Consider the following 21,943-nt stretch of genomic DNA (forward strand, 5'->3'; position numbering starts at 1 on the left):
TTCACCCGAAGAACAGCAGATTGGGCAGCCTGCCACTCTCCTTAACCCGATTGGGCTCTGGGGATAGGCATGTGGCTAGTAGTGGCTCCATCTGCCACAAAACGATTGGATGAAGGGGGAATCTGAGAGGCATCAGAGCGACGCGATGGATTTGCATCCATCAGATAGCTTAGATTGAGGCGGTAACCCACATTCCGTACAGTTTGAATGAGCTGAGGTTGTTGGGGGTCTTGTTCAATCTTTTTGCGGAGGGACAAAATATGAGTATCTACTGTCCGTGGATTGTCGATACTTTCTGGCCAGGCTCTTTGCAAGAGTTCGACTCGGCTGAGGGCGGCCCCTTCTGCTTGGACTAAGACATAGAGCAAGCTAAATTCCTGGGGAGTGAGATCCACTAGCTCGTTATGGTAGTGAACGCGCCGCTGGATCAAATCAATCCTCAACGCTCCAAAAGAAATTTGTGTGGGCAGGCTGAGACGGCTGCGGCGGCTCAATGCCGAAATTCGAGCCAAAAACTCTTGCATGCCAAAAGGCTTACCCACATAATCATCTGCGCCTGCCTTTAATCCAGATACCACATCGGCTTCAGTTGTTTGAGCCGACAACATCAAAATCAGAGGATGCTTCTGGCGCTGTAGCCATCGACAGAGTTCCTGACCCAAACCATCTGGTAATTCAGAGTCAACAATAACCAGATCAGGTTGATGCTGTTGATAGGCAGCCTGGGCCTGCTTAATACTAGCGCTGAGATGAATAAAGTAGCCTACTTGCTGTAGATGCCAACCCAGAAGAGATCGCAAGTGAGGATTAGCCTCAACTATTAAGATGTGGAGTGAGTCCACGGAATTTAGGGTCCTGCATTTTGTTACCCCAACGTTAGCAGATAAATTTTAAGGTTTTGGTAACTGTAGTTACGAACATTCCGCACAATGCAATTCTGACCCATAAAAAAGCAGGTCCACCAAAGATTGGGCCTGCTTGAATGCTTGAATCGATTAAGGGTAAGAGAGGGGTTAGGGCTGGTTCTTAGTGGGTTTAATCCACACCAGATTGCGCTTGTTCTTACGAATGAGATGGCCATGTTCTTCTGACATGCGCCGGGACACTTCCGGAACTAGGCTCTGCTCATGGGAGTGCTTGAGGGCTTCAACCTGTGCAGAGGTCCGGCTCACTTCCCCTTTGATTTCCTGTAATTTGGCTTCTTGGGTGAGCTGGTGAGGCAGCATGTTACTGAGGGTGTAGAGACAGGTCCCAATCAAAAGAACGTTGACCCCCAAGATTGTTGCGGTTTCGGTGGTCCGAGCAGCAAATTTAGAACTTTTGCGAGGATGGCGTTTTCTTGCCGATCTCTGCTTCATTTTGCGGGTGGGGCGGGGGTCAGGTTTTGGCTGGGATAATGCACTCATATTTTGTTGGCCTTTATAAGGCAGTATGACGAACTGATTTACACCAATGCCAATCAATTAGCGGCGTTTTAAAAACGGCAAAGACAGAAGAAACAACCTAAATAGGCTGTTAGGTTAACGTTTGCCTTCTAAAACAGGGAACACCAAAATCAAAAACCGGACTTTCCCTTAGGTGGGGACTCGTTGGTTTTGCCAGCTCCAAAAATAACGTGATGCACGCAAAATTGGCTCAGTGTGTGGCTAGTGTAGCGAATAAAACGAAAAAATGTAAATCAATTGGATAGAAATCTTTAGTTTTTTGTAGAATTCGGCTGTTGGGGTAAATTTTCTCCCGCGACTGGTTATGTAAGTCGATGAATGGGATACGGAAAACCTCCAGCAAAATTGCCATCAGCTATTAGACGATTAAACAAAAAAATAGTGCCTTACTCAAGGTAAAGCACTTGCTTTGTATGTTGATTTTAATGATACTGGATGCCTTATTTGATCAGTGGCTAAGACCACATCATAAGGAAGCCAGACCTGTGATTGGCATGCTTACTTGGAAAGGGCAGTGCCAAGATTGAGTGCTAGCAATGCAGGTAGCAATGCCACAACAAGGGCGATCACAATTTGTAGATCTGATAGTTCCATGAATATCAAACTCCATTATTCCCATTTTTATTAGTCTACAATGTCTGCTCCTTCATGCATCAGGAAAATAGATTGTTACATCACTCAACATTCATCATTGGCCCCAATGATAGAAGGAAGCCGCTTCTCGCGAGGTTCGAGCCCTGACAAAGGTCATATCTAATATCCGTGAAAATCGGTCTTAGGTCTGGATCGCAATGCTTAATATAGTGTGCAGAAACGTTCACTTTAGCGTTACGTTGAATACCATAGAGACTGTAGGATTTGCTACTAAATCCCGCTCCCTAAACCCAGTCCCTCATTGATTGCCAGATGCTAGACCCGTTGTTTGAACTCTCTCCCCAGGTCAGTCTCGACACCGCACTCATTATTTTTATTTTGATTGCCTTAGAGGCCGTGCTGTCAGCTGATAATGCGATCGCATTAGCGGCATTGGTCAAAGGACTGGAGGATGAAGAGCTTCAGAGCCGTGCTTTAAATATTGGCTTGTTGGCAGCCTTCGCCATGCGGATGCTGCTGATTTTTACGGCAACCTGGGTGATTCGGTTTTGGCAATTTGAGCTTTTGGGCGCTTGCTACTTGTTATGGCTGGCGTTTCAGTATTTCTTCAGAGAAGATGATGAGAATCATCATCATGGCCCTAAGTTTGCCTCTCTCTGGCAGGCCATTCCAGTAATTGCCGTCACAGACCTGGCTTTTTCCCTCGATAGCGTCACCACTGCGATTGCCCTATCGGATGAGCGCTGGTTGGTGCTGACGGGCGGTATTTTTGGTATTATCACCCTCCGATTTATGGCGGGGCTCTTTATTAAGTGGCTGGAAGAGTATGTCCATCTGCAGGATGCTGGATATTTAACGGTTGTATTGGTGGGATTCCGGCTACTGCTCAAAGTTATTAATGATGATTTTGTGCCCCCCCAATGGTCGATGATTCTGGCGATTGCTTTGATCTTTGCTTGGGGATTTTCCAAAAAACGCAACCCCGACGATCCAGAATTTCACAACCCATTAGAGGTGGATGCGGATCGACCTGAATTGGCCAATGAAGTTAGCGATTTTATTCAAGAAGTCCGGGATCTATCTCAACCGGATCCTAAGCCTCAAGCTGCGAATGAGCAGATTTAGGTTTGTCGCCTGCTTCGATCTATTACAGCCCTTAGACTTTGACTGTAAATAGTCAGTGCTTCCTTGGCTGATAGCGAGAGTAGACGAGCAGATATCCCAAGATTTGTAAGCCGCCTCCAGTCAGGCCAACCCCCAGAATGACGGGAAATGAGCTGGAGAGGGTCAGCCACCAACCGTCTGAAATTAAGACATCCTCTTGGCGTTGGTTAATCTGACGATAGGTGATGCGCCTCGGCCACTCTTTTAGTCTGTAGCGATATGGGCCAATGGCAGTGGTTTGGGGTTTAGATGTCTGGCAAAACCTGGGGAGTGGTTGATCGTCAATCCAGATGAATTTCCCTTGTTGCAGTTTGTAGAACGGCTTTTTGAAATAGGGCGTGACTAAAAGCATTGGATGCTCTCCCCCACCACAAAGCGTCAGCCCTCCCTTAATGGTGGGGGTGGCAATGCTGGTTTGAAACGTGCCATTGGTATCGAAAACTTGGATGCGCCCTAACATCTGAGAGAACACATACAGCTGCTTTTGGTCGTCGGCATTGTGGAGTGCGATCGCAGATGCTCCCACCAACGGAGCAGGCTGAGTGAGGGGTATGTGCTGAATCAGAATCCCTTGGGTGATACAAAACGCCATCAGGCCGATCAACCCCCCAACTACACACCCACATCACCTTTAGATAGAAGGGCTGCTGTTTAGATGTTTGACTGAAGCGTCTCATATCAGTTTCCGGCAAGCTCAACAGCTCTAAATGAAGCGACTTGGTCGCGGAAAACTTGCATCGCACCCTTTCGTTACTGCTGCCTAACAGCAGACGATGAGCGGCGTTAGCGATAATATAAAAAGAGAAACTAGAAGATTGATTCCGTCCGCTCCATTGTTGGGTTAGACTACAGATCAGGACGTGAAGTGCCCTATTAATTTACTTATTCAAGTCTCATAAGACGGTGTGCAGCAGCAGTTAACATTTTAGTCCTGGTCTCAATAAAATTCTCATAAGACAATTTATTGAAATCAACTGGAATATAGGATTTTCTAAGAATTTCATCTCTGCGTTGTTGTGAAATTAAGTTAGAATATTCACCCGGTGCCTTAGCTAAAATTTTAATATTATCTCCTTTCGATAAGAAACAGAAATTTGAGAGGACGTTAATAAAACTACTTTCATAGCCATTATTCTCTAGATATTTTTTTTGGAAATATATGGTGAAATTCATTTTTATTTACAGATTTTAGAACTTTATCTAAATTAACAGTAGTACCACTGACTAGAGAGATTGGATTATTTTGAGCCAATAGTAAAATGAGTGCTTTTGTATGTATTGACTTTGAAAATTTATCGACATTAAAATTGATCCTAAGCTCTTGAGGTGAAACGGTTAAAATATGGTTTTCATCATTTTTTTATTGCTAATAAGTCTAAAATATCTTTCCTCTGTCGATTATTAACATCAGAAGAGTATCTTTTGCTAAATACTGAGATCCAAAACCATTGTGTTATCTTTTCTCGTTGACGATCAGTATATTTTTCACCATCAGTTTTGGTTGTTGCAAAATATGTTGCAAGAGGTATAAGTAAGGCAGGGTAAGGAAGTATTTCAAATGAATAGACTAAAAGTTCGTTTCTTAAAAAATCAATTGCTCCTTTGATTCCACTGATAACTTCTTTGAACCTTCCTCTAACCTCATTTCCAGATAAATGTAAAATTGCTGCAGGTGTTGTTTCTCCATTTATAATTGCTGAACATATCTTTAGTTGCAAATCTTTATCGCTTGACAAATTTGCATAGCCATAACTTTCTAGCTCTAGATCTAGACTTTCAAATTTTTCTTTAAGGTTAAACTCTTCCGACCAACTCCAAGCAGATAAAAGATCAAACTTATTTAACTCAGTACCTGCTCTATTAATTCTTTCAAACACGATTGCTACAGCATTTCTATCATCTGACTCAAAAAACCTCATTAGATAGAATATATTCTTTAAATCTAGTTTGAAGTTCATCAACTTTTTTGATTTTTTTCATCATTTAAATCACTTGTACATTTTCTATACTGCACAGGATCAAATAGAGTATTTATGGGGAAATGGCGGCCTTCAAGTTTTTCAGGATTTTCTAATGCTAAAAAAACAAGATTCCTGATTGGATTCATCTGCCTCCATATCAAAATATATATTTACTAAGCTAGTGTCTACTTCTTGTAATTCATTTTGAAATACTGTAAATATTGATGTGATTCTTTGTTGTCCATCAAGAACATAGTTAACTGGATAATCTCTTCTTGGCTCTGGAAGAGAAAATTGACCTAACTTTTTCTCAAATTTAAGCCTGTTATCTGTTTTCCATAGAAATATTGTTCCTATGGGAAATCCTTTATAAATACTATCAATTAGAAATGCGACTTGATCATGTTCCCAAACGTAATCTCTCTGAAATGCAGGAATTCGAATATCCCCAGAGCAGACTCTCTCTATTAATTTCCTAATTGTAAGTGGGTTGCTCATTAAAGCTTCTTATACAATACTGATTTGTTAGTATTTTAGGGCACCAATCAAAATTGATGGCACATTACCTACATAAAATGCTCTTGCCATCTAACTATATTTAGGAGGCAAATTTCCTCCTGACATGAAATAAATTGAGAAGTAGTTTATGTCTCAAAGCCAAGCTATCTCTACATTAGCATCTCTGATAACCTTCGCTTCAGGTATTTCGCTTCAGGCTTGTCCGGAATCTTGAGAGTCACCATATATAATGACATGTAAGCAGATTTGAATCACCATGCTGGAAGAAAACAATCGCTGATGTGGAAAGCAGTCCCAAACAAAGTCTGGAATATCACGTTGTCAGGGGTTCATCCCTTCACTGTCATTACACCCTGATGCTTTTTCTCAAGGTCACCCAAAGGGTTTGGCACTGCCCTACAAAAAAAGAGGTTTATGAATATGAAAAGGATACAAACTAACCAGTGAGTCCAGAAAGTTACATCAGCTGTGCAATAAAAAATGGAATGCTTCCATATTGTTCTCAAAGTCCTTTAAAACATATAGTAAACAAAATGCCATATATCCAAATGTCCATGGAAAAGGATCTGATCTTTTGATTTGCCAATGATTTATTTGTAAAAAGGCTGAGTCCCAGTTTCAGCCCTCTCTATCTCAGAAAAACACAAAGCTGCCCAGCTCAGCACCTGGCGCTCTGCCCTGAGGAGCTTGTGGTCTGAAATACACTTTATGTTTTTCCTAAGTTTAAAGCTCACAGATAGCTCAAATGATCTACGCATCAACTTATTAGACCCCGCTGAATGCACACACACAACCAAGTTGCCAAAGAAGATGCCTGCGTCTGGGTAATAGAAACCTCGTGTGACCAGCAAAAACACTAATATTATCTGTCGCTCCAGGATGTTCTTCAGATATCTCCACCAAATGTAATATTCAGTTGCAGAAATTGAAGAATGAAGTTTATTTTTGATGTTATGTTGAAACAAATCTGAAACTAAACGCAACAGTATAAAAGGAATCAAACATACAATCTGATATGGTAAAGGCCTTATTCAGGAACTCACACGCAATGTCTGGGAGCCCACCATGAGCGTTTTCATCTGAGTAGAAAACCACTCCAGCTGGCGGGAACAAGGAATGGCAAGATTGGAGTCCAGACGCTTTCAAACAAATAAATAATACCAAGGAACCAGCACACTTGCGGCTCCTCCTGATCAATGTGGCTGATAACATGAGTTTCTGTTTGAATCATGAAAGAATTGACTATGGAAAACGCAGTCTGGCAGTTATACTGGCCCTGGCTCTGGGAGGATGCCAAATCCCCCCGAATGGCAGGCGCTTGACCATTGGGCAACACCCAACCCTCGACCACGGCACAGGGAATATCTTGGGCTTTAAATAGACGAATTAAAACATCTGCAAGGGTTGCCATTCACATACCACAGTTTGTGAGCTAGACCGAGCACTCACCTCTAGATGAGATGAGTGCAAGGCGGAGTTATTCGTAAATCCAGGAGGTTAATGTGGGAGACCAATCTGCTAATTCTTCGGGCTTAAACCACAGGCTGATTTCGCGCTGAGCTGTTTCGACTGCGTCAGAACCGTGAATGATATTGCGGCCAATATCGATACCAAAATCGCCGCGAATGGTTCCTGGTTCAGAGCTGAGGGGATTGGTTGCGCCGATGACTTTGCGGGCCGCAGCAACAACGCCTTTGCCTTCCCAGACCATTGCCACAACGGGGCCAGAGGTAATGAAGTCAACTAAGCCACCAAAGAAGGGCTTTTCTTTATGCTCGCCGTAATGTTGTTCGGCTAACTCCCGGCTGACGACCATCAGCTTTAGACCCACTAACGTAAACCCTTTGGCTTCGTAACGGCCAATAATTTCCCCCACCAGACCTCGCTGGACGCCGTCTGGTTTTACAGCCAAAAATGTTCGTTCCACAGAATTAAGACTCCCTTCAGGGTTTACATCCTTATCTATGCTCAGAAAAGATGCGGCATTTGTAAAGGTAGGGAAACCCTCATCAAAGGATATCGCCTCAATGATGCTCGCGGTCAATCGGTTATGGCCTCCCTCTGCCTAGCCAATAGTAAGGATTGGGAGATGAAGCAGATGGCTAACCAGACTAAGCCTGCGGCATATCCAGCTACCACGTCTGTGGGCCAATGAACGCCAATATAAAGCCGACTAAACCCAATGGTGGCAATCAGGCTCGTGCCCACGGCCACCATCAGCAGATGGAAGGAGCGAAACTGGCGAATGAGTCCATAGATCAGTACGGCATAGAAGACTAAGGAGACCATGGCATGGCCGCTGGGAAAACTATAGAAGGGCACGTGCAAAATTTGGTCCCAGAGGGCAGGACGATGACGGGCAAATAGCTCTTTGAGCCAAATATTCAATCCCAAAGAGCCCCCAATCGCGATTACGAAGCCTAAGGCTTCCTGGCGTCGTTTTTGCCACAGCAATATCCCTCCCATGCCCAAGGTAAACGGGAATAGAATCAGGGGCTCACCTAGATAGGTCACTAGCACCATTAACCGATCCAATATCGGCGTATGGAGGTTGTGAATGGCTAGCAAAATCTGGGTGTCTAGGGCTTCTATTTGGGGGAGCAGGGTTGCGATCGCAACAAAAATACCCAAGGCTAATGCCGTCGCTACCATTCCCAAGCGCTGCCAGGGCGAACGGAACGATTGGCCTAGTTGAATCAACCACTGCCACGATTTCAACATAAAGAGATTAAAACGACGTCAATGTAGCAGACAAAAGGAATACAGCCTACAAGATCAACTGTACGTTATATACCTTAACGTCGGTTTAATGGATGTTTATGAAAGGGTGCTCCCTTTAGGTGATTTCTTGAACAGAAGTTCCGTACTAAATTGGATGAATGAGGATGTCTTCACAGATAGTGTACCGTTCCTGTTTTGCTGAAAAGTCGGAGCGACAGTTCTCCGTAACCACCAGCTCCCAATGGCTCAAGGCGTATACATCGTTAGCGTTGTTTGGGGGGATTTGACCGCAACCTCCTCTAACAACGGGGCCTCTTTTCCCTGCAAATGCCTATTAAAAAAGGCAACCAAGTAATCACTGATTAAGGTCGTCATTTGCTGCCCGTCAATCGTTCCCAGAAGCCCGAGGCCCTGCAACAAATCACTGCTAAAAATCGGCGCACTCAAGCTAAAGTCACTGAAGTTGGTATGTGTTGATTGCCTGACCTTAACGCGGTAATGAACATTGCCTAGACGGCTCAGCATAAAGTCATTCAATCCACTGCTAGAAGCACTCTCCATGACCATAAACGGCTGAGCCAATGGCTCACCCCCTAGTAACTTGCCAAATTGCAAACCATCCAGATTTACCCCTGCCTTGCAACGGGCATCAAGTTGGCAGACCTGCCCTGCCGTCGCCCCACCAAAGGACATACCCATTACGCCAATGCGATCTAAATCAAGTTTGTGCGCAAAACGTGGATCGGTTGCGTTAAGAAGAGGTAGCTCATCCAAGACAAATCGAGTGTCAGCGGTCCATAAATCTAGACTTTGCTGCCATAGGGGCATTTCATCTAAGATGTCACGGGTTAAACGCGCTTGCTCTCCCTTGTCCTCAGCAGCAAGTATCTTGTCAAACAAGGGTAAGGCAGACAACATTTCTGCCATCATCCGTTGATTCCATTTTTTGTTAAAGGTCACCACATCACGATTGGGATAAATCGTTGCCAATGTTTCGTAGGGATGGGCAATGGAGGCAACCACATAACCGTGGCTGGCTAAAGTTTCCATCTGCACCGTATTTTGATCAACAAAGCCGTTGTAGCCGTGGGAGAACAAAATAACTGGATATGGCGTTGTGCGCTCAGCGAGGGTTGCATCCGGGTAAGAGTATGTCTTAACGCGATTGAGGTGATTGAACAAAAAGGGAGGTAACCCTAGTGCACCACTCAGCAACGGCCCTTTGATCTGCGAATCCCTCCAGTAGGGCTTTGTGCGTCCGTGGTTTGTTTCTGCGGCTGGATACCAAACTTGCAATTGAAGGTTGCGTTTATCCTCAGGTGTCTGGGTGAACGTTTCAGGTCTAGATGAATCGAGCCAACTGTATTCTGTGATGCCAACCTTATACTGACCGCTGGGCTGAGGCAGAGTGAACACGGGGAGGATGGCAGGTAGAAGCGCGGCAATGGCTAGGAACAGGGCGCTGAAGATGATTCCAAGATAGTACAGGATTTTTTGAGAGTGTTTAGATTTTTGTGTAAGCCGTAACGTATTCAATAGTTGAATCGTGTTGGGAACAGAATAGCAAAATGGGACAGCGCCGCCTTCCAATTCAAAATCGGTCTGGTCCATCTCTTCGAGATATTCCTCATCGCCAGAAACATCAATTTGTAGACAGACTCTTCATTCGGGAAGACAGCTTTGGTCTTAATCACCTTTCGCAGTGAGCGATTGAGCGACTCAATGGCATTAGTGGTGTAGATAACCTTTCGGATGGCCATTGGGTACTTAAACAACGGAGCAATATTATCCCAATGCCGTATCCAGATTTGGCTGATGCCAGGATACGTCTGGTCCCATTTGTTGGCAAACGCATCCAAGGCAGCCTCAGATTCCTCCAAAGTGGCCGCTTGATAAATGGGCTTGAGGTCTGCAGCTACGGCTCGACTTTCCTTCCAAGGCACATGGCGCAAACTATTGCGAATGAGATGAACGATACAAACTTGAACTTGAGTATCGGGATAGACCGATTCAATCGCCTGGGGAAAGCCTTTGAGACCATCACAGCAAGCAATCAAGATATCCTGAGCGCCTCGGTTTTTAAGGTCTGTGAGCACTGAAAGCCAGAATTTTGCTCCCTCCCGCTCGGCAGCCCCTATCCATAATCCCAACAGCTCTTTGTTTCCCTCCACAGTTACCGCTAGCGCGACATAGACGGCTCGCTTGCTGACTTGGCCATTGACTTTGATGTTCACATACAGGGCATCGAGATAGACAATCGGATACACCTCATCCAATGGTCTTGAGCGCCAGTCTTTAACCTCCTCCATGACACTATTGGTGACGTCACTAATCAGACCCTCAGAGATATTGGCCCCATACAGCTCCACCAATTGAGCTCGAATATCACGAGTGGTCATGCCACGAGCATATAAGGCGATGATTTTCTCGTCGAGTCCCGCGATACGTCGCTGGCCTTTGGGCACGAGGACAGGCTCAAACTCACTGCAACGGTCGCGAGGAATCGATAGGTCCATCTCTCCTTGTTCAGTCTGGACGGTCTTTTTCGAGTAACCATTGCGACTGTTTCTAGGGCCATGAGAACGCTCATCGACGGAGGATTGATGCAGGTGATGAGTCAATTCACCTGCCAAGGCTCGTTCCACTAGGCGTTTGCTGAGTTGTTTGAGCAGTCCTGATTCGCCCAGAATATCCTCTGGCTGTGGATTCTCTCCAATGAGTTCATCCAATAGCTCATCAACTCGATTGGGTACTTGTTTCTTTCTAGACATGATGCGGTCTCCTGGTGTGTTTGGATTCTAGACCGCTTACACAAAACTCTGATCAGTCTCGATTTTTTTCGTGTTTCTGGCTTGAGGCTGTCTTCCATCACGCTTAGATACCGATGTGCTTCTCAATCTCGATATCAAAAAAAATACCGTGAACAAGTACGAAGGGACCATTTGCCAGCGATACCCTTCAATGGATAGATGCAGTGCTAGTACGACGAGTGTAATGAGTAGCAGGTACTTCTGCCCATGACCATGCTTGGTTCTTGATAAATCCTGAGGCTCACCCTGAACTTGACGGAAGCCCTGTCGCATCAACCAGAAACGGCTCAAGATGGTGAGAAGCAAGCAAACAAGTAGAGCTATTTCAAAAAATCTCATACAGTCACGCTGATGGTAAAGGTTCTACTGACACAAACCCACACATCATTTTGATCTTGTTTTTGGCAGAACAGTCGGCATTATCCAAGCCAGGGCAACACTGCCAAATTAATGAAATAAAATGGAACTCTTATCAGGCATAGATTTTAGGGACTTACTTAATTTTAAAATTGTTGCCCTGATCGCGTAAAAGTTGAACCGTGCCCAATTTAGTACGGAACTTCTTCTCAAGAAATCACCTTAGCCGTCTTCAGTATCAACGGCATGTTGTTTTAGATCCTTGAGGGAGACATGCTCCAAGGCCATGACATGGGTGGCGGCTAACTTCACAGGCGGCGCCACTCCTGCTTCTAGGGCCTGCTGCCAGCGTGCCGCACATAAACACCAACAGTCACCTGGTTTGAGCCCAGGAAATCCATAGATGGGAGCAGGGCTACTTAAATCATTGCCTTGGGCCTTGGTATAGGCCAAAAACTCTGGGGTGACTTGGGCACAGACAATATGGGCCCCCCATATCTCCTGCACCGGTATTGCACTTACCATCCCGATAAAATCCTGTCATGGGTGAAGTACAGCAAATCTGTAAGGGATCTCCCAATACATTTGTGGCTTCTGTCTTCATAACTTCCGTCATTCACGTCGCTCCAACGGCCCTGATAAGACAAACCATAGCAGGTCTCCTCTTCTATGGTAAAAAGTTCAACGCTTAGGCTTTAGGAAAGATTCGAAAAATGGTGAATGCATAAAAATCTTAAAATAGGCTGATAAATAAGTAACGACATTAGAAAAAAATTTAGTTATATACTCTCTTCTATCTTTGATTTATATTGAGCCGTTTCTTAATAGCTTTTGATCACTACTCTCAAGTGATGATAATATCTTTGGCTTTTAGTATCGAAGCCAGTTATTCAGTAAAAAGCTGAATGGTTTAGTAGAGGAGTATTTGATTATTTTATTTATGTAATATTTATTGAGTAAGATTTTTTCTTGAAGTCAACCTATTTGACTCATCTAAAAAAAGACGACTCAGTCTTGGTTGCGGGGGGAGATATTTGCAGGATGAGTCACGAAAGATACTTGCAGGGTGAGTGTTCCGCAAGGGTGAATCTATCAAGCCGCTTAGGGTGCTTGCCCTTACAGAAGTGATCGAGAAACAGGCATCTAGCAATCGGTATGGGAATGCAGCGCAGACAGTTTTTACTTCTTGGGGGCACCGTTTTTCTCAGCCTCGTGGTCTCCTCCAAATCCTCCGCTAAATCCGTTGATGATATCCGCAAAATTGCCCGTCAGATCACCGTTAAGGTGCTGACTCAAGGGCCGTCTGGCTCGGGGATTTTGATTCAAAAGAAAGGGCCAGTCTATACGGTACTGACGGCGGCCCATGTGATTAAAAATTCCAATCGCGGGGAAGAAGCCTATGCCATGACGAATGATGGTGAGAATCACTTGCTGGATACTCAATCGATGCGAACTGGCTCTAATTTAGATCTTGCGATCGCAACGTTCTATAGCAACAAAACCTATGGTGTGACGGATATTGGTCAATTTAAAGCCCTCGATATTTTGGATGAGATTTATGTGGGCGGGTATCCCTTTGCCGATCAGGGTATATCCATTTCTACGATTACCCTGACTCGGGGAGAAGTGGCTTCTATTGGCCCGTTTGAGGATGGCTATGGGTTTTCCTATACGGCGGTGACCAAGGCGGGGATGAGCGGCGGCCCCATCTTAAATCAGGCAGGCCAACTCGTGGGGATTCATGGCCGAGCTGCAGGACAGCGGTTAAAACAGTTTCGGCTCAAGGATGGTTTAAATCTGGGGATTCCCATCGATACGGCCATCGAGGTATTTGGTTTGGAGAAGCTTGCCCCAACGGTGGCTCCACCGCCTGAACCGGAGTCTGAACCAGAGCCTCAACCCCCTGAGACTGAACCGCCAGAGGAAGAATCTCCTTTGGTGAGCTTCACCTTTGAAGTGTTGGGGGTGAATGACAAAGGCCAGGTGCGTAAACGGACCCAACAGTCGGCCCAATACTATCGCCAACCCTTGGTGGAGGGAGTGGCCCTGGAGATGGTGTCTATTCCCGGGGGACAGTTTACGATGGGCTCCCCCGTGACCGAGACCCATCGCGGGAAAAACGAAGACCCAAAACATATCGTGGATGTCCCTGGGTTTTTTATGGGGAAATATCCTATTACCCAAACCCAATGGCAGGCCATGATGGGGGACAATCCCTCTAAATTTCAGGGCGCTAATCATCCCGTCGATCAAGTGAGTTGGTTTTTAGCGGAAGAGTTCTGCCAAAAGTTATCTTTGGCGACAGGGCAGGAATATCGCTTACCCAGCGAAGCGGAATGGGAATATGCTGCCCGAGCGGGCACCAATACCCCGTTTCACTTTGGCAAGACCATCACCACCGATCTGGCCAATTACGACGGCAATTACGCCTATGACAAAGGTCCCAAGGGCACCTTCAGAAAGAAGACTGTTGCCGTAGATCAATTGGCCGGGAATGCCTTTGGGCTGTTCAATATGCATGGTCAGGTGTGGGAATGGTGTCTAGACCATTGGCATGAAACCTATGAAGGTGCGCCTACGGATGGCACGGCTTGGCTGGAAAAGGGTGATCCGAAAATGCGCCGAGTGCGGCGAGGGGGATCTTGGTATGACAGCCCCCATGCCTGCCGATCTGCGTTTCGCTACCGTTCCTATCCCTACGCCTACACGGGGTCCTTTGGTTTACGAGTTGTCTTACCAGCTTTGAAGCCAGGGGCTTAGAGGACTGAGCGATTACTTCTGACTACTATTAAATAGCTTGTATAACCCTCCTAATCCGAGACATTCCCAAATAGAGCGGATACAGTAGGAATAAGGGTTTTGCAGAGTATTGATATAGGTTGGAATGGGCATTAAGCGACGTCAGTTTTTGTGGTTCGGGGGGACTGCTGTTCTTAGTTTGGCTTCTTCCCCATGGTCTTTAGCGAAGTCGGTGCGGGATATTCGCCAAATTGCCCGCCGCATTACCGTTCGCATTATGACCCAAGGGCCTTCGGGGTCAGGAGTGTTAATCAAGCGGAATGACAATATCTACACCGTGCTGACGGCGGCCCATGTGATCAAAAACTCCAACCGGGGCGAGGAAGCTTATGTGGAAACCTATGACGGTGAAACCCATCTCCTCAACACCCAGTTGATGCAGGTGGATGCCAAAGCGGATATTGCGATCGCAACCTTCACGACCAACAACAACTATCGAGTCACAGACATCGGCAAGTTTAAAGACCTGGGCATTTTGGATGACATCTACGTCGGGGGCTATCCCCTAGCCGATCAGGCCATTTCCGTTTCCACCATGACCCTGACTCGGGGAGAAGTGGCCTCCATTGGTGAATTTGAGGATGGCTATGGGTTCTCCTATACCGCCGTTACCAAAGCAGGCATGAGCGGCGGCCCCGTATTGGATCGTGAAGGTCGCCTCATTGGTATCCATGGTCGGGCGGCGGGGCAGCGCTTACAGCAAGTGCGGATTAAGGATGGTCTGAATTTGGGGATACCGATCAATACTGCGATCGCAGCTTTTGGCCTGGGTAATAAGTACAGGCCCCTCACTGCGGAGCAACCTGAAAACCCTGAACAACCTCCTTCTGAACCCACGGAAAAAGAGACCACGGAGGAGCCACCCGAACAGAAGACCCTGCCCGGACTGTCCCGGTTTGCCTTTGAAGTGGTTGGCGTCAATGCAACAGGCCAGATCCAAAAACGAAGCCGTCAGTCTGCCCAGTATTATCGCCAAGATCTGAAAGAAGATCAGTCCCTGGATATGGTCTATATCCCTGGGGGACGGTTTAGCATGGGCTCTCCGGCGGCGGAAGCCAATCGCCAAAAAAGCGAAGGCCCCCAACATCAGGTGATAGTGCCCACCTTTTTTATGGGCAAATACCCCATTACCCAAGCCCAGTGGCAAGCGGTAATGGGTGAGAATCCATCGAAGTTTCAGGGGGCGAATCGTCCTGTCGAACGAGTGAGCTGGGAAGCCGCCACGGAATTTTGCCAGAAACTTTCGGAACTCACGGGGCAGGAATATCGCTTACCCAGCGAGGCCGAATGGGAATTTGCCGCCCGCGCCGGGACGAGTTCTCCGTTTTGCGTCGGTGCAACCTTAACCACAGAGATAGCCAACTACGACGGCAACTATACCTATGGTCGCGGCCCTCGTGGCACCTTTAGAAAGGCCACCACTCCTGTAGGCCAGTTTGCCCCTAATACATTGGGCCTCTACGACATGCATGGTCAAGTCTGGGAATGGTGCCAAGATCATTGGCATGACACCTATAAAGGAGCACCCACGGATGGATCGGCTTGGGTGAAGCAAGATGATCTGCGATCTCACCGGGTTCGACGCGGGGGATCTTGGTACGATGGCCCCCATGCCTGCCGGTCAGCGTTTCGCTATCGCTCATTGCCCAGCAATTTCCAGAACTCCTATGGCCTGAGAGTGGTGTGCCAAGACTTAAAGGATATTTAGGGGCCGATTTGAGACCCAGTTAACCGACTAATTCCGGTGTCTTCTGGTCGATAAATCCGGCTAGGGTATCTAGTAATTCCTGCTCGTTAAACGGTTTAGAGAAATAGGCTGACGCCCCTAAGTTCATGGCGACTTTGCGGTGTTTCTCATGACTACGGGAGGTGAGCATGACAATGGGTAAATCTTCAAATCGGCGCTGGCCTTTGACTTCTTCGAGGACACCGTAGCCATCCAGCCTCGGCATTTCAATGTCACAGACGACTGCCTGCACCGTTAAGCCACTTTCCAGCTTATCAACGGCTTCTTGACCATCCCTGGCCTGCTCAACTAGATAGCCTGCTTTTTCCAGGGTCATGGCTAGGAAGCGACGAACATTAACCGAGTCATCCACCACGAGGACCGTATTGCCTTGGCTGGCTTGGGACACTGGTTCCACCGATGCTGCGATTAGACCGGATTGTTCGCGCTCTAGGCACCATTTGAGCACAGGCAATGGATCAATAATCGGGACGACCCGGCCATCCCCTAATACCGTAGAGCTAACGAATCCAGGCGGCATGGGTAAGGGGCTGTCGATGTTGCGAATCGTGACTTCTTGTTCCCCCCAGAATCGCTCAATTTCCAGGCCGCCCACAGTGGATTCTTCGCCAACCACTAGAACCGTGGGTTGATTAATAACGGGTGTTCCCAACATTTCGGAGAATTTGCGGGTTTGGCTAAATGCCCAGTGCCTCGCCAAATTCATCACTGGAATGGACTGATCCTGCCAGGTCAATTTTTGAGTCTGTTCAATCGTGTGGAGTTGGTCTGCCTCTATGCGCAGCAGTTCGCGGATGTTGTCTACGGGCACTGCAAAAATTAAGCCAGAATGCTCCAAGAGCATGACTCGCAGAATCGAAAGGGTATAGGGGACCGTAATCGTAAAGGTGGTGCCGACACTGCGTTCGGTGTTTACATAAATATCGCCTCGGATGTCCCGGAGGTTGGTTCGCACCACATCCATGCCCACACCTCGACCTGAAATCTCAGTCACTTGGTCAGCAGTACTAAAGCCGGGTTCAAAGATACAGTCCAGTAAGTCCTGATCCGACATCTGCAAGACTTCTGATTCGGTGAGTCCCATGGATTGCAGGCGATTGCGCACCTTATCCAATCGGATGCCAGCTCCATCATCGCTAATGGTGATGACGGTTTGGGCTCCTCGGTTCCGGGCTTTAATCGTAATCTTGCCTTCGGGTGCTTTGCCAATGGACAGCCGACGCTCTTGACTGCCAATCCCATGGTCAAAGGCATTCCGCAACAGGTGGTTGAGGGCATCCCCTAGGGATTCAAGCACGGACCGATCAATCAGGGTGGCATCCCCTTCCATGACCAAGTTCACGGGCTTATTGAACTGAACGCTCAAATCCCGAATCACCCGTGGGAATCGCTTGACGATCTCTCTAAAGGGCACCATCTGGGTGCGGGTGACATTGGTCTGCAACGAGCGGGTGGTTTGGTTAATGTCTCGAACGGCCTGACCCATGTCTTGCAGGGTCAAGTTAATATCTGAGCCCACCTCTTGCAGTTGGACAATCGTTTCAATTTGGTCTTGGGCAATCAGGTGTAAGTCGGTATATTGGTCCATTTCTAGGGCATCAAATTGTCCTGGCCGGGGTTCGGCAATTTGTTCGGGCTGAGCGGGGGCAGCTGCTTCTGCCGGGACAATCCCTTCCAGGGAGGCTCGGTCATACCATTGCTGCAATTGGGTATTGGATGCTTCTAATTGTTGAATCCGCTGTCGAATCAGTTGGGTATAGGTTTGCAACTGCTCAAAGCGTAAATTGACGGTATTCCGTTCTAGAATCAGTTTTCCAAACAGGGCATTAAATTGCTCCAGTTGTTCCACCGGAACCCGCACGGTTTTACCACTTAACGGCTTTGCTGCCGGTGCAGCGGCAGGCTGGTTTGCCGTGGCTTGTTCCAGAATTTGAGCGGCACTCTCAAGGGTTAATGGCAGTTCAGAAGGGATAGGACTCTCTGCAGCCGGATTAATGGTGGGAACAGGATTCTCAGGACTCTCGACCGGATCAGGTAGGGGAACCCCGAGATCCGTGTCAATAGAAAATGCGTCCTGTAGATCTGCAAGCTCCATCGAGTCTTGCAAACTGACGAGAGCCTCTGCATTTAATAGGTCATCTGCAGGGATCTCCGCTGGGATGTCAAAGTCAGTTGTATTGAATAAGTCATCTGTAGGGATCTCTGTCGGGATGTCAAAGTCAGCAGCGGGTAACTCAATGGATAAGGCATCGGCTAAGTTGGCGATGGCCGGATCATTGAGAGAAAGCTCGTCCAGATTGACCGGTTCTAGCAGTTCGGGGTTAGGCAGATCCATGGCTAGAGCTTCGGCTAAATCAGCCACGGCTGGATCTTCCGCAAAGGGGATGGTCGGTAGCTCTGGGGGCATGTCAATAGCGCCAAAGTCTGCTTGTAGAGCCGACAAGTCTACTAAGTCTAGGGCATTTTCAAAGTCAATTTCAGGACTGGAAGCGATATTGGGCGTAAAGTCCGGAAGCTGGTGGGGCAGCTTCTCAAAGCTGCGTCGCAGCACCAAGGCATGGGACCGTCGCCAGGTTTTGAGGGCGGCAGTGGATAGCTCTGGAATTTGCTCGGGGATAACTTGGGGTGCCAGTTCCTGGATGGATTGGCAGAGCTGAATAAAAGGCTCTAAATTCGCCATATGACCAAAAGCCACCAGTTCTTCTGCCGTCATGGCCAGCTCTGCAGCGAGCTGAGGGGTAGGCAAGGTCTCAAAATAGCCTTCAATCCGATCGAGAACGGCTTCCACACCATCCTCAAACATCAGTAGTGCCGGATCCGTTTCATCCTCGTCGCCGTTGAGCAGCGCCGTCTCGTCCTCGTCCGTGACATCCCCTAAATGAACTTGCAGTTGGTCAAAGACGGGATAAATTTGCTCTGCTAGCCAGGCTGCATCAATTTCGGCTCCTTGCCGATAGCGATCACCCACCTGTCGCAAGCAATCTAAACCCTGCAATAGTAGGGTCTCTACCTCCGTTTCGATGGTTTTGGAGGCGTGATGCACCCGCAAGATTTTGAAGAAGTCTTCTAGACGGTGGGCCACTTTACTCAGATCCATCAGCCCCATCATGGCCGCTCCCCCCTTAACGGTGTGGGAGGCTCTGAGGGCTTCGTCCAGTTGCTCTGGTTCAGCAACGTTTGCTGCTAGACCCAGCAAAGCCCGTTCAATCCTGTCGTAACAATCTTCTGCTTCTTCGAGAAATTTGAACTGGACTTGTTGTTCTTTATCCATGGTGCTCAGGTGATATTGAGTCGCTAATATCGATGGGGTTCATCCGGCTACTAATCTCAAGTCAGGGGGATCGATAGAAGCACGATCCTAGACCTGTTAGCTAGATTCTTCGACTTTAAACTGGGCCACAGCGGCTTCCAGCTTCTGGGCAACGGCAGCCGTGTCTTGCATGGACTGGGCCATTTTGTTAGAAGATTCTGACCGCTGTTCGGACAATTCCGCCATCTGAGACATCAAAGTGGTCACTGCTTTTGAGGTTTCAGTCTGGGTCTCAGTTGCGTCAGAAATGGACCGCATGAGGTCGTTGATCTCTTGGGACCGAGTCAGTACTTGGGTCAGCTTCTCTTTGGTCGTTTCCACCAGGCGAGTACTATCCACCACCTGGGTGGTCCCTACTTCCATCGCCTCCGTCACTTCCTTGGTCTCGGCTTGAATTCCAGCCACAATTTGAGCGATTTCTTTCGTCGCCGCAGTGGACTGTTCCGCTAGGGCACCCACCTGTTCTGCAACCACGGTGAAACCTTGACCCTGTTCACCGGCACGACTGGCCTCAACACTGGCGTTAATGGCGAGTAGGTTGGTTTTGAGAGCGATTTCTTCAATCAAGGACACCACCTGAGAAATCTTTTGGGAGGATTCACCCAGTCGCTTAATTTTCTTGGAGGTCTCACCGACCGTATTTCGCAGGCCGAGGATACTGTCTACTGTCTGATCCATGGCATTACTGCCTTCTTGGACCGTCGTGTAGGCTTCATCGGAAATCACAGCGGCTCGACCGGCGTTGCTGGCTACATCCTCAATGGAGACGGACATTTTCTCAATCGAATCGAGGGTGGTTCGGGCTTGCTCAGTTTCTTGGACGGCTTGCTCCGCTAGGGTCTGAATCTCGGTTCCGTTTGCACCGAGGGAGGAACTCACCTGTACAGAGGACTCTTTTACCTGACCCGCAATCTCGTTGAGGTTGTCGATAATGGCGTTGAACAAGTCAGCAACGGTACTCATTTCCATCGAGTTTAAGCTGGCGCGTACGGTTAAGTCGCCATCTACCGCTTCTCCCACTTCGTCGAGGAGCTGGTAGATTTCCATTTCTAGTTTGTCGCGGGATTCTTTTTGTTCTTGAGCGGCTTGTTCCGTTTTGGTTAAGAGGGTCTGGACCTCGGACACTAGGTTGTTGAAGGTCCGGGCTAGGATTCGGGTTTCGCGGGTTCCTTCAATATCAGCTCGGACATTTAAGTTTCCTTCTGCCGCTTCGTCGGCGGTGCCCGTTAGCTTAGTTAGAGGATTGGACAAGCTAGTGGAGAGCCAGTAGATCAAGGCGGTGACAATACCCGCCATGAGTAAGCCCGTTAAGGCAAATACGATTAACTGCTCTCGGGCTGCTGCCGCTTCTTCAGCGGTTTCAACGGATGCGATCGCAACCAGTTTCGTGAACGGAACAATCGATAGGGTAAAGAATCGGTCTTTGTAAGTAAAGGAAGCAGTTAGTAGCTTAAATTTACCCGCATCTTTTTCTTTGATTTCTACCTCTTTAATCCCAGGAATATTCTCAATCTGAGCTTTAGTGGCATTCAGATCACCCGACTCAGCTGCCAAGTAATCTTCGATCAGCTTGGCGGTAGCTAGAACGTCCTCGCCTCCGGTCACCTCTTGGTTGGTCGTATCACTACCCGTTTTGGTGATGGTATTCACCACTGGCCTGGTTTCCAGCTTCGGGTCAACCAGCTGCACAATCTCAGACTCCGTTAGGTTGGGAGTAATCAGTGTACTAATAGCCTCATCCAGTGCCTTTGTGGGGAGGCCAATTTTGGTCACCCCAATAAAATTGCCTGAGTCATCCGTAATCTGCTTGGACAGGGCAAGCACAAAGGTCTGAGAAGAGTCGTCAAATTCAGGCTCTTCAATAAATTGCCCCTTTTCTTTGGCCTGCTGCCACCAGTTTTCATCGTTCTGAACAAAGTCAGAGGTGGGAGCACTATAGGCAACATTAAAGCCATTTTTATCTGTCACAAAGACTTCGGCCAGGTCAACGTTCTTAACGACCCGCTGCAGGTATGCATTCAGTTTGGCATTGGGCTTTAGCAGCTTGGTGCTAGCAAACTGAGCTTCGACTGCCTCAATCGGCTTTTGAGTCAGTCCCTGGGTTTCCGCCTGTTGGGCTCCAGCCTTGACCGCCTCTAGCAACAAGGGGTCACTACCGATCAGATCCGGGAACTTCAGGGTGTCTAGCAAGAAGAGGGTGCTGGCCTCACTGGTCAGGAGACTGACTTCCTCTAACTGCAGCAACGCTTTTGCTTTCAATTCTGCCTCTGTTCGGGTGTAACCAATCGCACTAGCGACCGCCAGGGGCACCAAGGCAACGGGCAGAACTGTGGTCAACAATCGTTGGCGTAGGGTTGCTGCGGGCTTAGCTGTTTCCATCTCAACAGAAGTGGCCTCGTTAGTACCATTCAGTTGGTCTTCTATGCTGTTGCCGTTGGTAGAAGCGTCAGCAGGGGAAGTGTCCTTTTGGGTAGTCATGGTCCTGGTTAAATCGGTAAAAGAATAAGTACTCTCAA

At 47.6% G+C, this 21,943-nt stretch carries 16 protein-coding genes and 1 pseudogene; 3 read left to right on the forward strand and 14 right to left on the reverse strand.

The features are described 5' to 3' along the window. Positions 1 to 41: 41 nt before the first annotated feature. The 3 genes from HRE53_RS15825 to psaM form a co-directional block, all read right to left on the reverse strand. The gene (locus tag HRE53_RS15825) at positions 42 to 842 is read right to left on the reverse strand and encodes a response regulator transcription factor (RefSeq protein WP_235107146.1); all 801 of its coding nucleotides are present in this window, start codon (positions 840 to 842) and stop codon (positions 42 to 44) included. A 171-nt stretch (positions 843 to 1,013) separates the two neighbouring features. Further along, complete coding sequence (locus tag HRE53_RS15830) at positions 1,014 to 1,406, reverse strand: hypothetical protein (protein WP_235107147.1); 393 nt, start codon at positions 1,404 to 1,406, stop codon at positions 1,014 to 1,016. Between the two features lie 537 nt (positions 1,407 to 1,943). Continuing rightward, positions 1,944 to 2,039 (reverse strand): photosystem I reaction center subunit XII, encoded by a 96-nt coding sequence (gene psaM, locus HRE53_RS15835; RefSeq protein WP_212664281.1) that lies wholly within the window; start codon positions 2,037 to 2,039, stop codon positions 1,944 to 1,946. A 312-nt stretch (positions 2,040 to 2,351) separates the two neighbouring features. Between psaM and HRE53_RS15840 the strand changes: the two genes are divergently transcribed. Next, entirely contained in the window at positions 2,352 to 3,164 is an 813-nt protein-coding gene (locus HRE53_RS15840) for a TerC family protein (protein WP_212664282.1), read from the forward strand. 52 nt (positions 3,165 to 3,216) lie between these two features. Here the strand turns inward: HRE53_RS15840 and HRE53_RS15845 are convergent, their stop codons facing one another. From HRE53_RS15845 to HRE53_RS15885, 9 genes and pseudogenes are all read right to left on the reverse strand, one after another. After that, a complete protein-coding gene (locus HRE53_RS15845) occupies positions 3,217 to 3,795 on the reverse strand; it encodes a hypothetical protein (RefSeq protein WP_235107148.1) in 579 nt (192 codons plus the stop codon). Positions 3,796 to 4,555: 760 nt separating this feature from the next. After that, positions 4,556 to 5,161 (reverse strand): hypothetical protein, encoded by a 606-nt coding sequence (locus HRE53_RS15850; protein ID WP_235107149.1) that lies wholly within the window; start codon positions 5,159 to 5,161, stop codon positions 4,556 to 4,558. A 102-nt stretch (positions 5,162 to 5,263) separates the two neighbouring features. Beyond that, on the reverse strand, positions 5,264 to 5,662 hold the full coding sequence (locus HRE53_RS15855) for a DUF262 domain-containing protein (protein ID WP_235107150.1): 399 nt from the start codon (positions 5,660 to 5,662) through the stop codon (positions 5,264 to 5,266). Positions 5,663 to 6,758: 1,096 nt separating this feature from the next. Next, on the reverse strand, positions 6,759 to 7,094 hold the full coding sequence (locus HRE53_RS15860; RefSeq protein WP_235107151.1) for a hypothetical protein: 336 nt from the start codon (positions 7,092 to 7,094) through the stop codon (positions 6,759 to 6,761). Between the two features lie 66 nt (positions 7,095 to 7,160). Further along, positions 7,161 to 7,610 carry a nucleoside-diphosphate kinase gene (gene ndk, locus HRE53_RS15865; RefSeq protein WP_212664291.1) on the reverse strand — a complete coding sequence of 150 codons (450 nt, stop codon included), beginning with the start codon at positions 7,608 to 7,610 and terminating at the stop codon, positions 7,161 to 7,163. A 113-nt stretch (positions 7,611 to 7,723) separates the two neighbouring features. After that, a complete protein-coding gene (locus HRE53_RS15870; RefSeq protein WP_235107152.1) occupies positions 7,724 to 8,404 on the reverse strand; it encodes a phosphatase PAP2 family protein in 681 nt (226 codons plus the stop codon). A gap of 246 nt (positions 8,405 to 8,650) precedes the next feature. Beyond that, complete coding sequence (locus tag HRE53_RS15875) at positions 8,651 to 10,015, reverse strand: hypothetical protein (protein WP_235107153.1); 1,365 nt, start codon at positions 10,013 to 10,015, stop codon at positions 8,651 to 8,653. Further along, a complete protein-coding gene (locus tag HRE53_RS15880) occupies positions 9,937 to 11,175 on the reverse strand; it encodes an IS256 family transposase (RefSeq protein WP_235106803.1) in 1,239 nt (412 codons plus the stop codon). The genes HRE53_RS15875 and HRE53_RS15880 overlap by 79 nt, the downstream gene beginning before the upstream one ends. 618 nt (positions 11,176 to 11,793) lie before the next feature. Then, positions 11,794 to 12,175 (reverse strand): annotated as a pseudogene (locus tag HRE53_RS15885) (DUF2237 family protein). 608 nt (positions 12,176 to 12,783) lie between these two features. On the opposite strand from HRE53_RS15885, the gene HRE53_RS15890 reads away from it, so the two are divergent. Both HRE53_RS15890 and HRE53_RS15895 read left to right on the forward strand, forming a co-directional pair. Next, positions 12,784 to 14,331 carry an SUMF1/EgtB/PvdO family nonheme iron enzyme gene (locus HRE53_RS15890; RefSeq protein ID WP_235107154.1) on the forward strand — a complete coding sequence of 516 codons (1,548 nt, stop codon included), beginning with the start codon at positions 12,784 to 12,786 and terminating at the stop codon, positions 14,329 to 14,331. Positions 14,332 to 14,455: 124 nt separating this feature from the next. Next, a complete protein-coding gene (locus HRE53_RS15895) occupies positions 14,456 to 16,078 on the forward strand; it encodes an SUMF1/EgtB/PvdO family nonheme iron enzyme (RefSeq protein ID WP_235107155.1) in 1,623 nt (540 codons plus the stop codon). Between the two features lie 19 nt (positions 16,079 to 16,097). Here HRE53_RS15895 and HRE53_RS15900 read toward each other — a convergent pair whose 3' ends face one another. Both HRE53_RS15900 and HRE53_RS15905 read right to left on the reverse strand, forming a co-directional pair. Further along, positions 16,098 to 19,388, reverse strand: a complete 3,291-nt coding sequence (locus tag HRE53_RS15900; protein WP_235107156.1) for a hybrid sensor histidine kinase/response regulator — start codon at positions 19,386 to 19,388, stop codon at positions 16,098 to 16,100. Positions 19,389 to 19,484: 96 nt separating this feature from the next. Further along, the gene (locus tag HRE53_RS15905; protein ID WP_235107157.1) at positions 19,485 to 21,905 is read right to left on the reverse strand and encodes a methyl-accepting chemotaxis protein; all 2,421 of its coding nucleotides are present in this window, start codon (positions 21,903 to 21,905) and stop codon (positions 19,485 to 19,487) included. Positions 21,906 to 21,943: the final 38 nt, after the last annotated feature.

Origin of the sequence: Acaryochloris sp. 'Moss Beach', from assembly GCF_021497025.1 — a bacterium.
Taxonomy (GTDB): domain Bacteria; phylum Cyanobacteriota; class Cyanobacteriia; order Thermosynechococcales; family Thermosynechococcaceae; genus Acaryochloris; species Acaryochloris marina_A.

Bases quoted from the DNA above. Each gene is read 5' to 3' on its own strand.
- HRE53_RS15830 (WP_235107147.1), bottom strand. From the start codon at position 1,406: ATGAGTGCATTATCCCAGCCAAAACCTGACCCCCGCCCCACCCGCAAA.
- psaM (WP_212664281.1), bottom strand. From the start codon at position 2,039: ATGGAACTATCAGATCTACAAATTGTGATCGCCCTTGTTGTGGCATTG.
- HRE53_RS15840 (WP_212664282.1), top strand. From the start codon at position 2,352: ATGCTAGACCCGTTGTTTGAACTCTCTCCCCAGGTCAGTCTCGACACC.
- HRE53_RS15845 (WP_235107148.1), bottom strand. From the start codon at position 3,795: ATGGCGTTTTGTATCACCCAAGGGATTCTGATTCAGCACATACCCCTC.
- HRE53_RS15850 (WP_235107149.1), bottom strand. From the start codon at position 5,161: ATGAACTTCAAACTAGATTTAAAGAATATATTCTATCTAATGAGGTTT.
- HRE53_RS15855 (WP_235107150.1), bottom strand. From the start codon at position 5,662: ATGAGCAACCCACTTACAATTAGGAAATTAATAGAGAGAGTCTGCTCT.
- HRE53_RS15860 (WP_235107151.1), bottom strand. From the start codon at position 7,094: ATGGCAACCCTTGCAGATGTTTTAATTCGTCTATTTAAAGCCCAAGAT.
- HRE53_RS15870 (WP_235107152.1), bottom strand. From the start codon at position 8,404: ATGTTGAAATCGTGGCAGTGGTTGATTCAACTAGGCCAATCGTTCCGT.
- HRE53_RS15875 (WP_235107153.1), bottom strand. From the start codon at position 10,015: ATGGACCAGACCGATTTTGAATTGGAAGGCGGCGCTGTCCCATTTTGC.
- HRE53_RS15880 (WP_235106803.1), bottom strand. From the start codon at position 11,175: ATGTCTAGAAAGAAACAAGTACCCAATCGAGTTGATGAGCTATTGGAT.
- HRE53_RS15895 (WP_235107155.1), top strand. From the start codon at position 14,456: ATGGGCATTAAGCGACGTCAGTTTTTGTGGTTCGGGGGGACTGCTGTT.
- HRE53_RS15900 (WP_235107156.1), bottom strand. From the start codon at position 19,388: ATGGATAAAGAACAACAAGTCCAGTTCAAATTTCTCGAAGAAGCAGAA.
- HRE53_RS15905 (WP_235107157.1), bottom strand. From the start codon at position 21,905: ATGACTACCCAAAAGGACACTTCCCCTGCTGACGCTTCTACCAACGGC.